A 17,096-nucleotide genomic window follows, 5' to 3' on the forward strand; every position below is an offset into this window, starting at 1 on the left:
TGACATTGACCATGTCATTGCCTGTCCTTGCGCCAGTCCAGGCGTGGCGGCGGCGGGCCGAGGTTCGGAGGCGGCTCTCCGTCGCCGTCCGCGCCCTTGCCGTCGATCGCGAGTACGGCCTCGCGGACGTCGTCCAGCTCGCCGAGCGTGGTCTTGGGAAATGTGAGGATGGCCGGGTTCGCGTCGGCCAGCCGGACCCGGCGGCCCTCCGGGGTCGCGTCGGTGACGATCACGGACGTCGTGGGCAACTGCTGGAGCTGGTGCGGCTCGACGAGGAACTCGCGCGAGCGCTGCAGCACCCGCTCCTTCTCGGCGATCTTGTCGGCCGTCCTGCCCCACTCCGTCGACTCCACGAGGTCCTCCGCGAGGTCCGTACGGTTGTCGTCACGCTCCTCCGTCGCGTCCTCGACCTGGGAGATCGTGGAGGTGTAGCCGCCGTCGAGGCGGGGGATCGAGTCGCTGATCGTCTCCGTGAGCTGGGCCAGCTCCAGCCGGTGCTCGGTGCCGACGTGCTCGCTGGCCACCCGGGCGTCCTCGGCGTTGCCGAGACGCATGAACGCCACCGCCGCGTGGCCCCTGCCGAGCCGCTCCCGCACGGTCGGGGTCAGACTCCGGTACGTCAGCACCAGGCCGGTCCTGGACGTCTCACAGGCGTCCATGAGCCGGTCCAGCACGTCGCCACGAAGCTTGTCGGCCCCCGCCACGATGATCGTGTGATACCAGGGCCGGTCGGCGGCGGGCGACTGGCGCAGGATGTGCGTGAGCGCGGTGGCTACGTAGGTGCCGAGCACCCGGTTGCCGAACACCCCGGCCTGGCGGTCCATGCTCACCACCCGCAACCTGGCGGGCGGCAGCCGTACGGCCTCCGTGCCGAGCGTCTCCAGCTTGCGCAGCTGGGACTCCAGCGCCCAGGCCCGCTCGATCACCACGCGGTCGCTGACGCCCCGCCCGAACAGCGTGCCGATCCGTTCGAGCTGCGCCGCCGTGATCAGCCCGAACCTCAGGTCGTCACGCGGGTCGCCGACCTGGGCGAGGGCCCGCAACGCGGCCGTGACCTGGTTGATCGTGGCGTTCTCGCCGAGCACCTCCAGCACCCGCTCCAGGATCGCGTTGTCGAAGCTGAGGTCGCGCGTGGTGCGGTGCTCCTCGCTCACACTGACCACGTGGGCGAGCACGTCGGCGAACGCCTCGGGCTTCAGCGTCGCGCCCAGGTCCAGCCGGGGCAGGTCCGTCGGCAGCACCCAGACCAGCGGGTCGTCGCCGCCCCGGCGGGCCAGCTCGATCAGGTCCTTGGCGATCGCGCCCTCGGACAGGTCGAGCACGGTGAGGTGGCCGCCGCTGTAGAGACGGGTGGCGCCGAGCAGGGTGATCAACGCCGACCAGCCGGGCAGCGTGCCGCCCGCCACGTCGATGCGGTCGATCTCGTCGGGGACGGCCACCGCGTACCAGGTGAGCTGGCGGTCGTGGCGTTCCTTGACCTCCTGCCACTCGCGGTAGCGCTGGGCGTGCTCCTCCTGCGCGCGGAACAGCTCTTTGTCACGTTCCCGTCGCTGCCGGTCATCACGGGCCTGCTGCTCGCTCACCCGGTAGCGGACCGCGCGGTCACCCTGTATGAGCGCGTAGCTGCAGATGATCGCCACGCCGCCGGCCGCGCCCAGACCCAGCAGCGCGAACGACCACTGCAGGTAACCGGCGACGGCCAGCCCGAGTATGAGCACGGTGAGGATGACCATGAACACCCTGAACACCCGCACGGGCCGGTTGAGCAGGTCTTCCTGGAAGCGTTCGCGGCGCAGCAGCTCCTGGTCGGCCGCCTCGGAGGGGGCCTCCTCTTCGCCGGGCGAGGGGCGCTTGGGCGGCGGTCCGGGATCGGGGTGCAGCAGGATGTACTGCCAGCCCAGGTAGATGCGGTCCGCCTGGAGCTGCGCATGCTCGGGATGCACGTCCGCCACGTGACCCTCCGGCCGCGATATGTCGTTAGTTGGGGGCTGACCCTCCGCTCCGTGACAGCGTATGAGCTAGACCCCCTGCTGCGGCAGGGTTCTCGGCAATTAGACCAGCCAGATGGGAGGCTAGCGGCAGATGGGGCAAGCGTGACCTATTACCATCCTTACCCATGACGGAACCCTCCGGCGGCAGCAACAAGCCCAAACGCCCGGTAGTGGTGCCCGCAGTGGCCCTGGTGGCAGTCACCGCTCTCGGCATCACCGCCCTGCTCGGCGGTTTCGCCGAGGTTCCCGATCCGGCGCCGCCTCAATACGGGGAAGGGGCGGTGCTCGACCAAGGGCAGTTCAGTACGCAGTTCGTGACGGCCAAGCTGGCCACGCAGAAGGCCAAGACCGACTGGGAAACCGACAAGCGCTTCGTGGAGTTGACCTTCAAGGTGACGAACCAGGGCAAGACCACGGCCATGGTCGGCCTTCCGCCGGACAAGCCGGAGCGCGCGGTCTCGGCGACGAGCTTCGCCGGATCGCTGGTCAAGGTGACCCCACAGGTCCAGGCGAAGGGTGTGCCGTCGGTCTACAGCCTGTCGAAGAACGCGCAGAGCGGCCAGCTTCAGCCGGGCGTCCCGACCACGGTCATCCTCCGCTACGACCTGGACGGCGCGGCCAAGCCGCCGCAGAAGGTGACGCTGGACGTGGCGGGCTTCGCCTACGAGCCGGGCTTCAACGACCCGTCCTTCCACTGGAACCTGATCTCGGAAGAGTCCGACTCGGAAAAGTCCGGCTCAGAAGAGCCCGGCAGCGGACGGCTCCCCGTCGTCCAGGCCCAGGTGACGCTCCCCGTGCACGGCGCGGAGGCGACATGACCGCCACCGCGTCCCGCCGCCCGCCCGGCCGCCGCTCCCGCGCTCGCCGCCAGGGTGGCTCGCGCGTGCTCGGCGCCCTCGTCGGCCTGGTGCTGCTGGCCGGCGCCGTCGGCCTCCAGACGCGCAACCTGACTCCGAACGAGATGGACGCGCCCATCACCACCGTCGGCGCGAAGGGCCAGGAGGTGAACGCGGGCAGGTTCGCGGTCCGTGTCAACTCGGTCGCCGTGGCGCGGGCCGTGCAGGGCGCGAGCGGGAAGGTGGAGACCGAGCAGCTCTTCCTGATCGTCCAGGCGTCCGCGACCTCCGCCACCAAGCCCATGCGCCTGGGCACCCCCGCGCTGCTGACCCCGGACGGCGTCAGCTACGACGCCACGGACAAGATCGAGCCGTCCGAGACGCTGGCCAACCCCTGGGTACAGCCGGGCTTCTGGGTCAGCGGCAACTTCGTCTTCGAGATCCCCGCTTCGGCGCTCGAAGGCGCGCGGGTGGTGTTCAAGCTGCCCGGATCGGCACTGGTCGAGCCGTTCGAGCCGGAGGCCGAGGTCGATCTGGGCATCGACGGTCCGGCAGCGGCCCAGCTCAAGTCCGCGCCCAGCGACGTCTACATCCTGAAGAAGAGCTGATGAGCACAGACGACCGCGGCTGGTTCTCCCCTCCGGCCGGCCAGAACGCGGACCAGCCCCAGCCCCAGGCGCCGCCTCCGCCTCAGCCGCAACCTCGATCTCAGAGGCCGAGGCCGCGGCGGCGACGTCCGACCGCGACGCGGGTCATCCCTCCCGATCAGCAGGTGTGGCCGCCCAAGCGGACGGAACCCTCGGTGGACACCTCCACCCAGCCGATCCCGGCCATCCCCAGCGCCGGGCCGCTTCCCCGGCCGTCCGTCCCGCCCCTCCCCGCCGTCCCGCCCCCTGCCGTGCAACCGCCCTCTCCCCTGGAACCGGCCCCTTTCGCGGGACCGGTCACCGCCGAGGTGCCGGTAGCCGCCGAGCTTCCTGTCGTCGCCGAGGTTCCGGTAGCCGTGACTCCGCCGCCGCGCAGACGGCGGCCCGTGCTGGCCGCGCTCGGGGCCGTGGCCGCGCTGGTCGTGGCGCTCGGGGCGATGACCTACGACCGCTATCACGTCTATCTGGTCAGGTCAGGGCAGATTCCGGCGAAGCAGGAGCAGGTCGTACAGGCGGGGCAGTCCGTCACGGTCAAGCACGTCAGCTGGAAGTCCACGATGGAGACCGTGCCGCAGATCCCCGGCAGCAAGCCCCAGCCGGGATCGGCCTACGTCAAGATCGACATCAGCCGGTCGGCCGTCGACGCGGACGGACAGTTCAAGACGGCCAAGCCCAAGGAACTGTTCGTGACGGATCGACAGGGCCGTACCTGGGTGGCCCTGGTCGGCGATGACACGACACCGGCCGAGAAGATGGAGGTCGGCGAGCCGTACCAGATGACGGCCTACGCCCGGGTGCCGGCCGCGCAGGCGGCCGAGGTCGAGCTGCTGCTCACGCCGAGCAACTACCGCTCGGATGTCCCCACGAACCAGCTCATGACCGCGAAGACGGAACCGGACCTGGACGTGCTGCGCTTCAAGCGCTGACGCTCCTCCCACCGACCGACCGGCCGGGTGCGGCTCGTCAGGGCGTGCGGGGCGTCAGGCGTTGACGTCCATCCGGCCACCTCGTACGGCGGGCGCTTCGGGCGCCGGGGCCATCCGGCGGCCCCGCGTGGCCGCGATGTCGAACGCGGCGGCCAGCAGGGCCATGGTCAGGACCGTGACGAGCAGGTTCTTGACGAAGTCGACGGGAGCGCCGACGAGCATCCAGAGCCACTCCACCTTCGACCCGATCAGCGTCCGCACACCGCGCATGGCGTACTCCGCGCCGACGTGCAGCGACACGTAGCACAGGCACATCATCCCGAACAGCGCCACGCCGCCCGTCAGCGTCTGCCTGAAGGAGTTGGCCAGCGGGACCCAGCGCTCCTGGAAGCCGCCGGTGATCCGCTCGACCGACTTCTGAGTGATCGAGTGGGTCGAGTAGAGCTTGTCGATGCCCTTCTCGAAGCGCGTGTCGCGGAGCATGGTACGGGCGTCGTCCGCGTACGTGCCGAAGACGAGCACCGCCACCGTCAGCCACGTGAGCGGGATGAAGACACCGTCCACGATGTACGGCCAGATTTCACCGACCGCTCCCCAGAACGCCTCCCAGCCGGGAATGCTCCGCTCGGCCTGGGTCACGAGCTCACCCGAGGTGGACACGGCGAGGCGGTGCGAGACCCAGTCGGAGCGCACGTTGGCCAGCACGAAGGTGGCGTTCAGGCCGAAGAACACGAAGGCGAACTCGGACAGGGCGGTGCCCAGGCCCGAGACCTTCCCGTCGCCCCGCTCCACCATCTTGCTGAACAGCGCGCGCAGCAGGAACGCCACGGCCATCAGGCCGAACGAGATCCGCCAGTCGAGGTCGATGAGTCCCCGCCCGACCGTGCTGCTCCTGCCGAGGAAGCTGTCGCTCAAGAAGTCGTCGATGTTGTGCACGTAGTCCGTCTGTACGAAGTCCCGGGCGTCCTCGACATGGAACCCCCACGTCAGGTAGATGACCGCGAAGGCGGGGGCGACCCGGTTCATGGAGACCCAGTAGCGCTCGTCCTCCTCGCCCGTCGCCCGGCGGGCGCGGATCTCCCAGAGCGCGCCGCGTACCGACCACAGCATGCCCGCGGTGATCGTCATCGACGCCATGACGATGAGCGTCAGCACCGCGATGGTCGCGACCAGGCGGAGCTGCCGGGCGTCTCCGTGAGAGATCTCCGTACCGAGGTAGAGCAGCCCGAAGCGCACCGCCTGACCGGCCGAGAACCAGGCGATCAGCGGTAGCGCGCACTTCCCGGCGATGCGTAGCGCGTGCAAGGGCAGCGAGAACGGGGACGGCATCGGTCCCGGTGCGGGCACGGGCCGGGACGGGGCCATCACTCCTGACATCGCGGACACCCACGGGATCCTACCGACATGTCGAGACATGCGACTACCAGGCGTGATGATCGCCGGCATTCATGGCGAACCCAAAAGGATCACCGCGAGATAGCCATAACAGGCCGGAGCGCCCGGCGCAATCCGGCGAGATGTGGGGGAACATAGCGACATGGAGGCACGGCCCGCGCTGGACACAGATCCGGTCATCGTCGGGCAACGAGTACGACTGCTGCGCCAGGCGGCAGGCGTCTCGCTGTCCGAACTGGCCAAGCGCGCCGACATCGACAGGACAACGCTGCTTGAGGTAGAGACCGGCCTGGCCAAGCCGACGGCGGAGATGCTCTGGGCCATCACCGCGCAGCTCGGCGTGCCGATCGGCGCGATACTCGACACACCGCCATCGCCGCAGGTCGTGCACGGCACGGCGATCGAGGCCGCGCTGCTGGAGGTGTTCGAGGACGAGGGGGTGACCTATGAGCTCTATCGGCTGCGCATTCCGCCCGGCATCACCCAGACCTCCGCCGCGCATCTGGAAGGGGTGACCGAGCACCTCACGGTCTACGCCGGCACACTGATCGCGGGGCCGATGGACGCGCCGCTGACGGCGGGCCCCGGCCACCACATCTCGTGGCGCTCGGACGTCCCGCACGGCTACCGCGCGGTGGCCCCGGACGAGGTCAGAGCCTCACTGCTGATGCGCTACCCGACGAACACCCGTCCCTGACGGACACCCGGCCCTGACGGACGGACACCTGTACCCGGCCGGACGCCTGACCGAACACCCGTCCCTGACGGGTGCTCAGGCGGCCAGGGCGGGCCTGCAGGTGCGGCAGGGCCGGTAACCGGCCTCCTGGGCCTGGGCGAGGCTGCGGAAGCCGTGCCGGTGCGCGGCGGTGATGCGCCGGGCGTTGTGGCAGGTCGGGAAGCACACCACACCGGTGGTGTCGCTGGCCAGGTAGAACACCCGCGCCCGCGCCAGCCGCCGCACCGCGTCCAGATCCACGCCCTCGGCCACCAGCAGCGTCTCCTTGGCCGCCGCCCCGAACACGTAGTCGCCCGCCACCCCGTCGGACCTGGTCACCCGGTGGCACGGGACGAGCAGCGGCACCGGGTTCGCGCCCAGCGCCGCGCCCACCGCGCGTACCGCCTTGGGCCGGCCGACCTGAGCCGCGATCCAGGCGTAGGGCCGTACCTCGCCCCTGGGGATCGTCCGGGCGGCCAGCAGGACGTCGCGCTGGAAGTCGCTCAGCCCCCGCAGGTCGAGCGCGACCCCCGAGGAGCGGCCGGTACGCAGTGCGGGCAACAGCCCGGCGGGCGGCCTCTCGGCGGGCAGCAGCGGACGTCCGGCACGCGCCCTGAAGGCGGCGGCGAAGCCGTCGCCCCGATGAACGTAGGCGACACCCTGACCGGTGAACGCGACGGACAGCTCCCCGAGCGGGCTCGGCGCCGTCACCCAGCGCGCGGCGATCCGCTCGAGCAGCCCGTCGGGCGCGTCCGTGGCCAGTGCCGCGAGTCCGGCGAGCAGCGGGTCCTGGGTCATCCGACACCTCCAAGTGTGCGCAGTCGCCGCAGTCCCCGCGACACATGCGACTTGACCGTGCCCTGCGGAATCCTGAGAACCGTGGCGATCTCATTGACCGGCAGATCGACGACGTGCCGGAGAACAACGGCCACCCGCTGATCCTCCGGCAGCATGCCGAGCATTTCGGCGAGTTTGTCACCGGTCTCGTGCCGCACCGCCGCGTCCTCCACGCTCTCGCGTGGATCAACGGTATCGACCGGCTCCTCGCGTAGATCGGGGGGAGGCTTCCGGGACTTGGTACGGGCGCAGTTGCGCCAGATGTTCAGCAGGATCGTCAGGAGCCAGGCCCGTGGTTGCAGGGCGGCGATCCGTTCTCGCTCGTAGCCGGCGACGGCACGGTAGGCACGCAGGAACGTCTCAGCGGTGAGGTCCTCGGCATCGGCCCACCGCCCGCTCAGCCGCAGCGCGGTCGAGAAGACCACGCCGCGATAGGCGCCGAACAGCTCGGCGAACCCTCCGTCGAGGTCGTCGAGCAGCGCCTTTCGCACCGGGTCGAGGCAATCGATGTCACTCACACCAGGTACAACACCATCGGGCCGGATTCGGTTGCAGAAGAAGAAGGCCCGCGCCCGAGATCGGACGCGAGCCTTCCTCTAGATGTTTCCGGGTCAGACGGCGACGGCCAGCTGGGCCACTTCGCCCAGCTTCGCCTCGACCTGGACGTCACGCGTGACGCCGCCGCCGGCGATGATGCGTACCGTCCAGTCGCCAGGTGCGGCGAAGAAGCGGAACACGCCCTCCTCGGACACGACGACCTCGCCGGTGAACTCGCCGGAGTGGTCGAGCAGCCGCGCGTAGGCGGTGCCGGCGCCCGTCACGACGCCCTGGATCACGGACTGGGTGGACAGGTCGATCCCCGCGGGCAGCGCGATGGTCTGCTCCGGAGCTCCGCAACCCGGTGCGGTCTGAGCGGTCTGAGTGGTGGTCATCAGCGGGCCTCCCCCAACTCGATCGGCACGCCCACGAGCGAGCCGTATTCGGTCCACGAACCGTCGTAGTTCTTCACGTTCGCCTGGTCGAGCAGCTCGTGCAGGACGAACCAGGTGTGCGCGGAACGCTCGCCGATACGGCAGTAGGCGATCGTGTCCTTGTCGAAGTTGACCCCCGCCTCGCCGTAGAGCGTGCGCAGGTCTTCGTCGGTCTTGAACGTGCCGTCGTCGTTGGCCGCCTTGGACCACGGGATGCTGCGAGCGGTGGGCACGTGGCCCGCGCGCTGCGCCTGCTCCTGCGGCAGGTGGGCCGGGGCGAGCAGCTTGCCGGTGAACTCGTCGGGAGAGCGGACGTCGACCAGGTTGAGCTTGCCGATCGCGGCGACCACGTCGTCACGGAAGGCGCGGATGGCGGTGTCCTGCTCCTGGGCCACGTAGGAGGTCTTGGCGCGCTGCGGCACGTCCTTGACCAGCTCGCGCGAGTCGAGCTCCCACTTCTTACGTCCGCCGTCGAGCAGCTTGACGTTGTCGTGGCCGTAGAGCTTGAAGTACCAGTAGGCGTAGGCGGCGAACCAGTTGTTGTTTCCGCCATAGAGCACGATGGTGTCGTCGTTGGAGATGCCGCGCTCGGACAGCAGTGTCTCGAAGCCGGTCTTGTCCACGAAGTCACGGCGGACCGGGTCCTGAAGGTCCTTCTGCCAATCGACCTTCACGGCGCCACGGATGTGGCCCTTGTCATAGGCGCTGGCGTCTTCGTCAACCTCGACGAGAACGACGCCGGGGGTGTCGAGGTTGGCCTCGACCCATTCGGCATCCACCAGGACGGCGGAGCGGCTCATTGGGGAACCTCCAATTTGGCGGCGGGCAGTAGTCGGCGAATCAGCAGGTACGTTTCGCAGCCGAGGCAGAATCCGAAGGCTGCGTTGAGGAAGGCGGCGAGGAGTGCCGCGGCCGTGGCCACGAGGGCGAGCGGCGTGATCCCGGCGAGATATCCGACCAGACCCACGACCGCGAAGCCGAGCCCGACACCCTGCGCGAAGCGGGGTGGGCGGGCGTCCTCCGTCTCCTTCGGAGCGCTCTTGACGAGCGCCTTGAAGAGCAGCACGTAAGGCGAACGACCTGCCACGCCGAGTGCGAACACCAGCGCCTGGGCGGCCAGCAGCACTTGGGCGGCCGACGGCCAGGCGCTCCCCGTCACCAGGACGAGGGCGAGGATGGCAGTCGTGATGGCCGCGCTGAAACGCAACGCTCTAGGGTCGGCACGCATCGAAGGATGCTCCTGAAGGGGGTCGGATTGGGGCGGATCGGAAGTCCGCGCGAGACCGTCCTCAGGCAGCGCGACAGAGCGCGGTGGCTACGCGGCAAAAATCAACCGCGCGCCGCTTCGTCAGCAGCTCTGTCGATGGGTTCATGGCTAGGACACTACTCGCCGTCTCGGCATCTGTCACATCTCGTCCGCGTTCTGAGACGAAACATGGGATACTGCGCCCGCCAAGGCGGCGAGGACGTCCGCTTTGCGTGGCTGGCCAGACGCCTTTTTCACGATATTTCCGGCGCTGTCGAGGATCAGGACCGTCGGCGTGCGCATGATGTCGAGCCGCCGGACGAGATCAAGACGCGACTCGGCGTCGATCTCGACATGCGCCACACCAGGCACGAGCCCACTGACGTCGGCCAGCACCCGCCGGGTCGCCCGGCACGGCTGGCAGAAGGCGGTCGAGAACTGCACGAGCGTCGCCCGCTCCCCCAGGTCGGCACCCAGGTCGGCGGTGACCAGGCGGTCGTCCGCCTGAGCCGTGTCGCGCACCCTGCCGTCGCGGCGCAGTCGTACCACCCCGATCACCGAGCCGAGCGCCAGCGTCGCCAGCGCCACCCACAGTCCTGTCATCTCCTGGTCCAACCCCGGAGGGGACGCTTTACTTCCGCTTCGGGACCGGAAACTTACCTCCCCTTCGGGACCGGGATCTTGACGAGCACCTTGCCGCCCGCGTCAACGACCTCGAACCTGGCGATGTCGTTCATCGGGATGCGGGTCTGACGCGGGAAGACGGCCTTGTTCTCGTAGGTCTCCCGGCTGACCTTCCAGCTCATGGTGGAGTCCGACGCGCCGTTCTTGGCGAACACCACCAGCCGGCACGTCGTACCGAGCGGCAGGCCACTGACCCGCACCGACAATTTCGTCACGTCGCCGCCGGGGAAGGCCGCCACGCTCGCCTGATAGCCCTTGGCCGCGTTCTCGCCGGGGAACTCGCGGCCGGGCGCCGTCTGACTCGCCGATGGCCTCGGAGTCGGCCGCGCCTCGGACTTCTTGAGCCGCGCGTCATTCGGCGCGCTGTCCGTCGCGGCGTACGGCGCTTCCGCATGGGACTCGACCGCCCCGGAGGTGGCGGCGGGCTTGGCGGCGGACTGCATGGAGGTCGGCTGCTGGGAGCCCATCCACACCGTGACGCCGACCGCCATCACCGCGACCGAGGCGGCCACGGTCAGCAGCGCGCGTCCCCTCCGGTGGCGCCGGGCACGGGCGTTCAGCAGCCGGTCGAGCACCTGACGCGGGGGGCTGGACACCAGCTCGACGTCGCGCTCCGACACCTTGCCGAGGAAGGACGCGACACCCTCCAGGTCGAGCAGCTCGGCACCGCACACCTCGCAGGTCGCCAGGTGGGTGTCGATCTCCATCGCCTCGTCGGGCTCCAGCGCTCCGAGCGCGTGCGCGCCCAGTGCCAGCCTTACCTCCTCACACGTCATCACGGCGCCAGCCCTCGCTCCTCGAGCGCGAGCCGGAGCGCGCGCAGCGCGTAGTAGGTGCGTGACTTGACCGTGCCCGGCGGGATGCCCAGCGTGGCCGACGCCTCCTTCACCGATCTCCCCCGGTAGTAGACCTCCAGCAGCACCTCACGGTGCTCGGGCCGCAGCGCGGCCAGCGCCTCGGCGACGGCCCATGACTCGACCGCCCGCTCCAGCTCGTCGTCGGCAGGCAGTACGGCGAGCGCCTCGTCGCCGGTCTCCGGCGGGCGCGCCTTGCGGGCGCGGTGCTGGTCCACGACGAGGTTACGGGCGACGGTGAACAGCCAGGCACGTATCGGGCGGCCGGTGAGGGCGTCAGGATGCCGCCAAGCCCGCAGCAGCGTTTCCTGCACGACGTCCTCCGCTCGTCCCGAATCGCCCGTGAGTCGCAGCACGTATCCGTAGAGTGGCCCAGCGTGCTCGTCGAAGAGGGTCCTGACCAGTTCCTCGTCGGCGGTGTCGGCTGCAGTCACACCCTCATCACGTACGGCGGGAGCGACCGGTTCGATGTCATCCACGGAGCGGCACGTCAGACGCTTCGGCAGCGAACTCCAACCCGTCGGCCACGCTCCTCACTCCGGTCACCTTCACATCGAACGGGAGCTTCCCCTTGAACGGGATCGTGTAGGTCACGAACTTCGCGAGCGCGTCGGGCACACCTTCGATCTTCTCCGCCTGGAGCTTGATGCCGCCGTCGGCCACCTGGACGCGCATCTCCGCGTTGAACTTCACCTTGTTCACCCCTACCGTCACCTCACCCGACGCGACGAGCCGCTGGCCGTTCCCGGAGATCTTGACGCCCTGCGGTGCGTACTTGTCGATCGTCGCCCTGGTCAGAGTGCCGTGGACGGTCAGGCGCCCGGCCCGGACGTTGGCTCTGTTCTGGAGTACGTCGGCCAGCGGGGCGGTCACGTCGTAGGCGACGCCCCGCAGGTTCTTCACCGGAACTCCCCCGTAGGTGAGAGTGCCGAGATCAAACCGTACCTCCGGATAGCGGCCGGAGACCGCCTGTGTGAGAAAGGGGATGCCCTCGATGGTCACCGTCGGCTGGCTGTTGAGGTCGGCCGCGGCGGCGATCCTGTTGGCCAGATCGCGCTGCACTCCGGTGACCGCCACCCGGTCGACGACAGCGAGGAGAACGACCAGCACGATCAGGAAAACGATCAGTTTGCGCATCGGACATCCTGTCTCACGGGGGATCATGAGCTTATCGACTGGAATGCCTCATTCCCTGGCCGAGCGCTCGATCACCCCCCGGCGAAGGGCGGCAGCACCTCGACCGTCGCCCCGTCGCCGAGGACCACATCCTCGTGGGCCCGTTTGCCCACCGGTGAGCCGTCGACCAGGAACGATGACCGGCTGACCACGCGGGCCAGTTCGGCACGATTTTGTGTGATTTTTGTCATGAGTTCACCAAGTGTGGCCGCGTCGAACGGCTCTTCGGCGACTCCGGCCGCCTCTTTCGCGGCGGCCCAATAACGTACCTTTCCCGTGGCCATGGCCACCTCACATTCTTCCAGACTCCATTGTGCGACCGCGTTAACATCGGCGTTCCAGGGTTTGCGCTGTTCATCTGGTGGACGCGCAATGGACGTGACGTTCGCGTGAGATATCCTCGCCTACAGGACCTGGGCGACGAAGCCCCCGGGTCCTTGCGTGTTTGAGGAGGCCGATATGAGCAACCTGCTCCTGCTGACCAACGCCCTTGAGCCATCGGCCGAGGTGCTGCCGGCTCTGGGGTTGCTGCTCCACTCGGTCCGCGTCTCGCCCGCAGAGGCGTCCGCGCTGATCGACACCCCGCCCGCCGACGCCGTTCTGGTCGATGCCCGAAAGGAGTTGGTGCAGGCCAAAAGCCTGTGCCGGCTGATTCGCACGACGGGCATCGACTGCCCGCTGCTGGTGATCGTCACCGAGGGCGGACTGGCGGCCATGACCGCCGAGTGGGGGGTCGACGACGTGCTGCTCGACAGCGCGGGACCGGCCGAGGTGGAGGCGCGCCTGCGGATGGCCGTCGGCCGTACGACTCAGGCCGAGGATGTTCCGAACGAGATCCGTAGTGGCGATCTGTCCATTGATGAGGCGACATATACGGCGCGACTGCGGGGGCGGGTGCTCGATCTGACGTTCAAGGAGTTCGAGCTGCTGAAATACCTCGCGCAGCATCCTGGCCGCGTGTTCACCCGCGCCCAGCTGCTGCAGGAGGTGTGGGGCTACGACTACTTCGGGGGCACCCGGACGGTCGACGTGCACGTCCGGCGGCTGCGCGCGAAGCTGGGCACGGAGTACGAGTCGCTGATCGGCACGGTCCGCAACGTGGGCTACCGCTTCGTCCCCGACCGCACCGACCCGGCCCACGTCTGATCCCGCACAGTTGACATGTGATGTTGACATGTGACGCCCCCAGGGTTCCACTGATGTGACAGGACGGCCCTCGGCCGTCGTGTCGCTGTCATGTCATGTGGGCTGTTTCGGTCGTGGACACCGCCGTCCCGAGAGGGGTGGTGTCGGGGTGGGGATCTTCCGGTCGCTGGTCGAAGAAGGCGCGCGGCCCCGGATTTTTCGGCGTAACGAGAGCATTTGTTCTGCATTTCGGCCGAGCAACCGGGTATTTGTGATCGATTATGGCTATGCGCGGGAGTATTTAGCGGGCGGCGAGCGCGACGGCATTCACGATCTGCGGGCCGGCGGCGATCTCGTCGGGGAATTGGCGTTCTGGAGTCCGGGCGAACGGGTGCGGATCGACGCGCTGACCGAGGTTCGCGCCTGGTCCATCGACGTCCGGACATTGCGCGAGCACGCCGCGGCCAATACGGCTGTGGCCATGGCGCTGGTGCGGGAACTGTTCGCCAGGGACGTCGCCGCGCGCCGGCATGAGGCGCTGGCCCGGGCGCCCGTCGCCGCGCGGCTGGCCGTGTGGCTGCTGCACCTGGACGAGCGCTACGGGCTCGCCGGCGAGTCGGCGCCGCCCCTGTCCATGGAGACGCTGGCCGATCTGGTGGGCAGCGCGCACGATGTGGTGCAGCGGCAGCTGACCCGGTGGGTTCGGCAGGGGTGGCTGGTCCGGCCCGGTTATCGGCGGCTGCGGATCGCCGACGCGGCGGCGTTGCGCGGTGTCGCCGGAGCCTGGGAGCACTTGTCCGCGCCCTGGGAGGGGCGGGTCATACCGTTCCTGACCCGGCCGGGTGCGCCGGCCGAGCCGTTGCCCGCCGGGGAGGTGCCCCGGCCCGCTCAGCTGCCCGCCGACGTGTCCGACTTCACCGGGCGGCAGCAGAGCCTCGATCTGCTCACCTCATGGCTGGACCGGCCGCGCCGCCCGAACACGATGGTCGTGCAGGGGCTTCCCGGCGTGGGGAAGACGGCGCTCGTGACGCGCTGGGCGCACCAGCAGGCGGCCCGGTTCCCCGACGGGCAGATCGTGATCGACCTGCGCGGGCAGTCCCCCAGCCAGCCACCCATGAACCCGGCCGAGGCGCTCGGGCAGATCCTGCGCTCGCTCGGCGTCGGCGAGCACATGCCCGCCGCCGACGAGGCCGAGTTGATGCTGCTGTACCGAAGCCGGCTGGCCGGGCGGAAGCTGCTGCTCATCCTGGACAACGCCGCCGATCCGGCCCAGGTGCGGGCGCTGCTGCCCGGCAGCAAGGACTGCGTGGTGCTGGTGACCAGCAGGACGAGGATGGCGCCGCTGCGCGCGACCGGGCACGCCGACCTGATGGACCTGTCCGTCCTCGACCCGGGCAACGCCGTCGCGCTGCTGGTCGCGGTGCTCGGCGAGGAGTCGCCACGGGCCGCCGACCGCGACGCGCTGGCCGAGCTGGCCAGGGTCTGCTCGTACCACCCGTTCGCGCTGCGCATCTCGGCGGCCAAGCTCGCCGAGGACCCCGGGCTGAGCGTCGAGTCGCGCGTACACGAGCTGCGCGGCCCCGGCCAGCGGCAGCCGCTGTCCGGTGATCCGGAGGACGCCTTCCGGTCCGCGCTCGACCTGGCCTACGAGTCGCTGTCTCCGCCGCAGCGGCGCGCGTTCCGGCACGTCGGGCTCCTGCCCGGCCGCGATTTCACGCCCGAGGTGCTGGCCGCCGCGCTGGGCGGCTCCGTCAGCGAGGCGGTGATCGCGGTCGAGGGGCTGCACCGGGCGTACCTGGTGGAGCCGATGGCCGAGACGCGCTATCGCGTGCACGATCTGGTCAAGCGGCTGGCCAGGGAGCTGGGCAGGCACGCGGAGGCAGGCGTGCGCGAGGCCAGGGTCCGGCTGCTCGACCACTACCTGGGCATGGCGACCGATCCGGCCACACCGCGCGCGTGGTTCGAGGCCGAGCGCCGTTCGCTGGTCTCGGTCGTACGGCTGGCGGAGGAGACCGGCGCGCACCACGCCGCCTGGCGGCTGGCCGAGGCGGTGTTCGAGCCGTTCAGGCGGCTGCGGTACTACCAGAACGACCTGGAGATCCAGCAGATCGGGCTCGACTCGGCGGCGCGGATCGGCGACCGGCGGGCGATCGCGCTGATGCGCAGCCATCTCGGCTCGATATACCGCGACATCGGCCCCTCCACGCAGGCCGCCCGCCACATCGGCGAGGCGCTGTCCGACTTCACCTCGCTCGGCGACCGCGAGGGCCGGGCCCGCGCCCTGAACGACCTGGCCGAGGTACACGGCATCGCGGGCAACAGCGAGGACGCGCTCACGTGCGCGGGCCAGGCCCTGGAGCTCTACCAGGAGATCGGCGACCTGGCCGGGGTCGCCGACTGCCTGCACTCGCTGTCGCGGCTGCACCTGTCCCAGGAGCGGCACGAGCTCGCGCTGCACCACGCCCGGCAGGCGCTGGAGGTACGCGAGCAGCTCGGCGACCCGCACGGCACCGCGCAGAGCCTGATCATCCTGGCCCGCGTACACCACCACCTGGGCGAGCCGAACGCGGCCCTGTCGGAGGGGCTGGAGGCGCTGACGATCTGCCACGACCTGGGCGACGAGCACAGCGAGGCCGAGACGCTGCTCTGCCTGGCCGAGATCTACGACTCGCTCCGGCTGCCGCACGACGCGCAGCGCGACGCCGAGCGGGCCCTGGCCGGGTACACGGCCACCGGCGACCAGCACGGATGCGGCCGGGCCCTGTGCGCGCTGGGGCGCATCGCGCGCAACGGCTCCCGCTACGACGAGGCCCTCGAACACTACGAGCAGGCACTGGCCGTACAGCGGGAGCTCCATCATGAGCAGGGACGGGCGGAGACGCTCGGCGACATCGGGCTGGTGCACTGGCGGCTGGCCGACTACCTGCGCGCCGACGACTACCTCAGCCAGGCGCTCGCCATCAGCCGGGAGATCCACGACCTGCCCGTCGAGGCCAGGATGCTCAACCGGCTGGCGCGGGTACGGCGCCGCCAGGGGTTGCCGCAGGTGGGGTTCGTCCACGCGCTGGAGGCGCTGGACCTGGTCCAGGGCATGGGCAACCGCCGGGCCGAGGCGGACGTCCAGGAGACGCTGGCCTACACCTACCTCTCGCTCGACCGGCACCAGGACGCGCTGCGCGCCGCCAAGGCGTCGCTGGCGATCAGGGAGGAACTGCGCGACAACAAGGCCAGCTCGCTGCTGTCGATCGCGCAGGCCATGCACGTCGCGGGCAAGACGGCTGACGCACTCGGGTACGCCAGGGTGACGGTCGAGCTGCAGAACGAGAGCGGCACCCGGGACCGCTGGGCGGCGGCGCTCACCACGCTCGCCATGATCCTGCTGGACCTGGACCGGCCCGAGGAGGCGCTGACGTTCGCGTCGCAGGCCCGGGAGGTGCACCTCGTCTCCGGCACCCGGCGCGACCTGGGCTGCGCGCTGCGGGCCCTCGGCCTGATCGCCCACCGGCTCGGGGACCGTACGGAAGCCGTGGCCAACCTGAGGGAGGCGGTACGCATCCTGGAGGAGGTGGGTGACGTCTTCGAACTCAAGAAAGCCTCCGTCGAACTCCGCCAAATGTCGTAAATTTTGCGACCAGAGGTCGCAGATCTTGACCGGGTTCCTGCCGTTAGCTGGTACGACCAGCTACTCCAACG

General features: G+C 69.7%; 19 protein-coding genes. 6 read left to right on the forward strand and 13 right to left on the reverse strand.

The features are described from left to right. Positions 1-14 precede the first annotated feature (14 nt). On the reverse strand, positions 15-1,952 hold the full coding sequence (locus tag AB0H88_RS26775; protein WP_357648925.1) for a hypothetical protein: 1,938 nt from the start codon (positions 1,950-1,952) through the stop codon (positions 15-17). Positions 1,953-2,116: 164 nt separating this feature from the next. On the opposite strand from AB0H88_RS26775, the gene AB0H88_RS26780 reads away from it, so the two are divergent. The 3 genes from AB0H88_RS26780 to AB0H88_RS26790 all read left to right on the forward strand — a co-directional run bounded on the left by AB0H88_RS26780 (position 2,117) and on the right by AB0H88_RS26790 (position 4,400). Continuing rightward, a complete protein-coding gene (locus AB0H88_RS26780; protein ID WP_357648927.1) occupies positions 2,117-2,809 on the forward strand; it encodes a hypothetical protein in 693 nt (230 codons plus the stop codon). Beyond that, complete coding sequence (locus tag AB0H88_RS26785) at positions 2,806-3,435, forward strand: hypothetical protein (protein WP_357648929.1); 630 nt, start codon at positions 2,806-2,808, stop codon at positions 3,433-3,435. Before AB0H88_RS26780 ends, AB0H88_RS26785 begins: the two co-directional genes overlap by 4 nt. A 194-nt stretch (positions 3,436-3,629) precedes the next feature. Continuing rightward, positions 3,630-4,400, forward strand: a complete 771-nt coding sequence (locus AB0H88_RS26790; RefSeq protein ID WP_357648931.1) for a hypothetical protein — start codon at positions 3,630-3,632, stop codon at positions 4,398-4,400. 54 nt (positions 4,401-4,454) lie between these two features. Here AB0H88_RS26790 and AB0H88_RS26795 read toward each other — a convergent pair whose 3' ends face one another. Next, on the reverse strand, positions 4,455-5,786 hold the full coding sequence (locus AB0H88_RS26795; protein WP_357648933.1) for a hypothetical protein: 1,332 nt from the start codon (positions 5,784-5,786) through the stop codon (positions 4,455-4,457). A 151-nt stretch (positions 5,787-5,937) separates the two neighbouring features. Between AB0H88_RS26795 and AB0H88_RS26800 the strand changes: the two genes are divergently transcribed. After that, positions 5,938-6,492 (forward strand): XRE family transcriptional regulator, encoded by a 555-nt coding sequence (locus AB0H88_RS26800; protein ID WP_357648935.1) that lies wholly within the window; start codon positions 5,938-5,940, stop codon positions 6,490-6,492. A gap of 75 nt (positions 6,493-6,567) precedes the next feature. On the opposite strand, the gene AB0H88_RS26805 is transcribed toward AB0H88_RS26800, so the two are convergent. The 11 genes from AB0H88_RS26805 to AB0H88_RS26855 form a co-directional block, all read right to left on the reverse strand. Beyond that, the gene (locus AB0H88_RS26805) at positions 6,568-7,308 is read right to left on the reverse strand and encodes a methylated-DNA--[protein]-cysteine S-methyltransferase (RefSeq protein ID WP_357648937.1); all 741 of its coding nucleotides are present in this window, start codon (positions 7,306-7,308) and stop codon (positions 6,568-6,570) included. Beyond that, entirely contained in the window at positions 7,305-7,865 is a 561-nt protein-coding gene (locus AB0H88_RS26810; protein ID WP_357648939.1) for an RNA polymerase sigma factor, read from the reverse strand. The genes AB0H88_RS26805 and AB0H88_RS26810 overlap by 4 nt, the downstream gene beginning before the upstream one ends. A gap of 93 nt (positions 7,866-7,958) precedes the next feature. Next, positions 7,959-8,279, reverse strand: coding sequence for a DUF1416 domain-containing protein (locus tag AB0H88_RS26815; protein WP_357648941.1), 321 nt, complete (start codon positions 8,277-8,279; stop codon positions 7,959-7,961). Next, positions 8,279-9,118 carry a sulfurtransferase gene (locus AB0H88_RS26820; RefSeq protein WP_357648944.1) on the reverse strand — a complete coding sequence of 280 codons (840 nt, stop codon included), beginning with the start codon at positions 9,116-9,118 and terminating at the stop codon, positions 8,279-8,281. Before AB0H88_RS26820 ends, AB0H88_RS26815 begins: the two co-directional genes overlap by 1 nt. Next, entirely contained in the window at positions 9,115-9,546 is a 432-nt protein-coding gene (locus tag AB0H88_RS26825; protein ID WP_357648946.1) for a DUF4395 domain-containing protein, read from the reverse strand. Before AB0H88_RS26825 ends, AB0H88_RS26820 begins: the two co-directional genes overlap by 4 nt. A 61-nt stretch (positions 9,547-9,607) precedes the next feature. Beyond that, the gene (locus tag AB0H88_RS26830) at positions 9,608-9,691 is read right to left on the reverse strand and encodes a putative leader peptide (protein ID WP_350668905.1); all 84 of its coding nucleotides are present in this window, start codon (positions 9,689-9,691) and stop codon (positions 9,608-9,610) included. Between the two features lie 32 nt (positions 9,692-9,723). Then, positions 9,724-10,167: a thioredoxin family protein gene (locus tag AB0H88_RS26835; protein WP_357648948.1), complete on the reverse strand. Its 444-nt coding sequence runs from the start codon at positions 10,165-10,167 to the stop codon at positions 9,724-9,726. A gap of 53 nt (positions 10,168-10,220) precedes the next feature. Continuing rightward, on the reverse strand, positions 10,221-11,024 hold the full coding sequence (locus AB0H88_RS26840) for a zf-HC2 domain-containing protein (protein WP_357649333.1): 804 nt from the start codon (positions 11,022-11,024) through the stop codon (positions 10,221-10,223). Next, positions 11,024-11,536: a sigma-70 family RNA polymerase sigma factor gene (locus AB0H88_RS26845; protein WP_357649335.1), complete on the reverse strand. Its 513-nt coding sequence runs from the start codon at positions 11,534-11,536 to the stop codon at positions 11,024-11,026. Before AB0H88_RS26845 ends, AB0H88_RS26840 begins: the two co-directional genes overlap by 1 nt. A 37-nt stretch (positions 11,537-11,573) precedes the next feature. Continuing rightward, positions 11,574-12,239: a DUF2993 domain-containing protein gene (locus tag AB0H88_RS26850; RefSeq protein WP_357648949.1), complete on the reverse strand. Its 666-nt coding sequence runs from the start codon at positions 12,237-12,239 to the stop codon at positions 11,574-11,576. 71 nt (positions 12,240-12,310) lie between these two features. After that, positions 12,311-12,562, reverse strand: a complete 252-nt coding sequence (locus tag AB0H88_RS26855; RefSeq protein ID WP_357648951.1) for a MoaD/ThiS family protein — start codon at positions 12,560-12,562, stop codon at positions 12,311-12,313. 175 nt (positions 12,563-12,737) lie between these two features. On the opposite strand from AB0H88_RS26855, the gene AB0H88_RS26860 reads away from it, so the two are divergent. Both AB0H88_RS26860 and AB0H88_RS26865 read left to right on the forward strand, forming a co-directional pair. Further along, positions 12,738-13,424: a response regulator transcription factor gene (locus tag AB0H88_RS26860; protein ID WP_357648953.1), complete on the forward strand. Its 687-nt coding sequence runs from the start codon at positions 12,738-12,740 to the stop codon at positions 13,422-13,424. Positions 13,425-13,674: 250 nt separating this feature from the next. Then, the gene (locus tag AB0H88_RS26865; RefSeq protein WP_357648955.1) at positions 13,675-17,025 is read left to right on the forward strand and encodes a tetratricopeptide repeat protein; all 3,351 of its coding nucleotides are present in this window, start codon (positions 13,675-13,677) and stop codon (positions 17,023-17,025) included. Positions 17,026-17,096: the final 71 nt, after the last annotated feature.

Origin of the sequence: Nonomuraea sp. NPDC050680, assembly GCF_040654555.1 — a bacterium.
Classification (GTDB): Bacteria; Actinomycetota; Actinomycetes; order Streptosporangiales; family Streptosporangiaceae; genus Nonomuraea.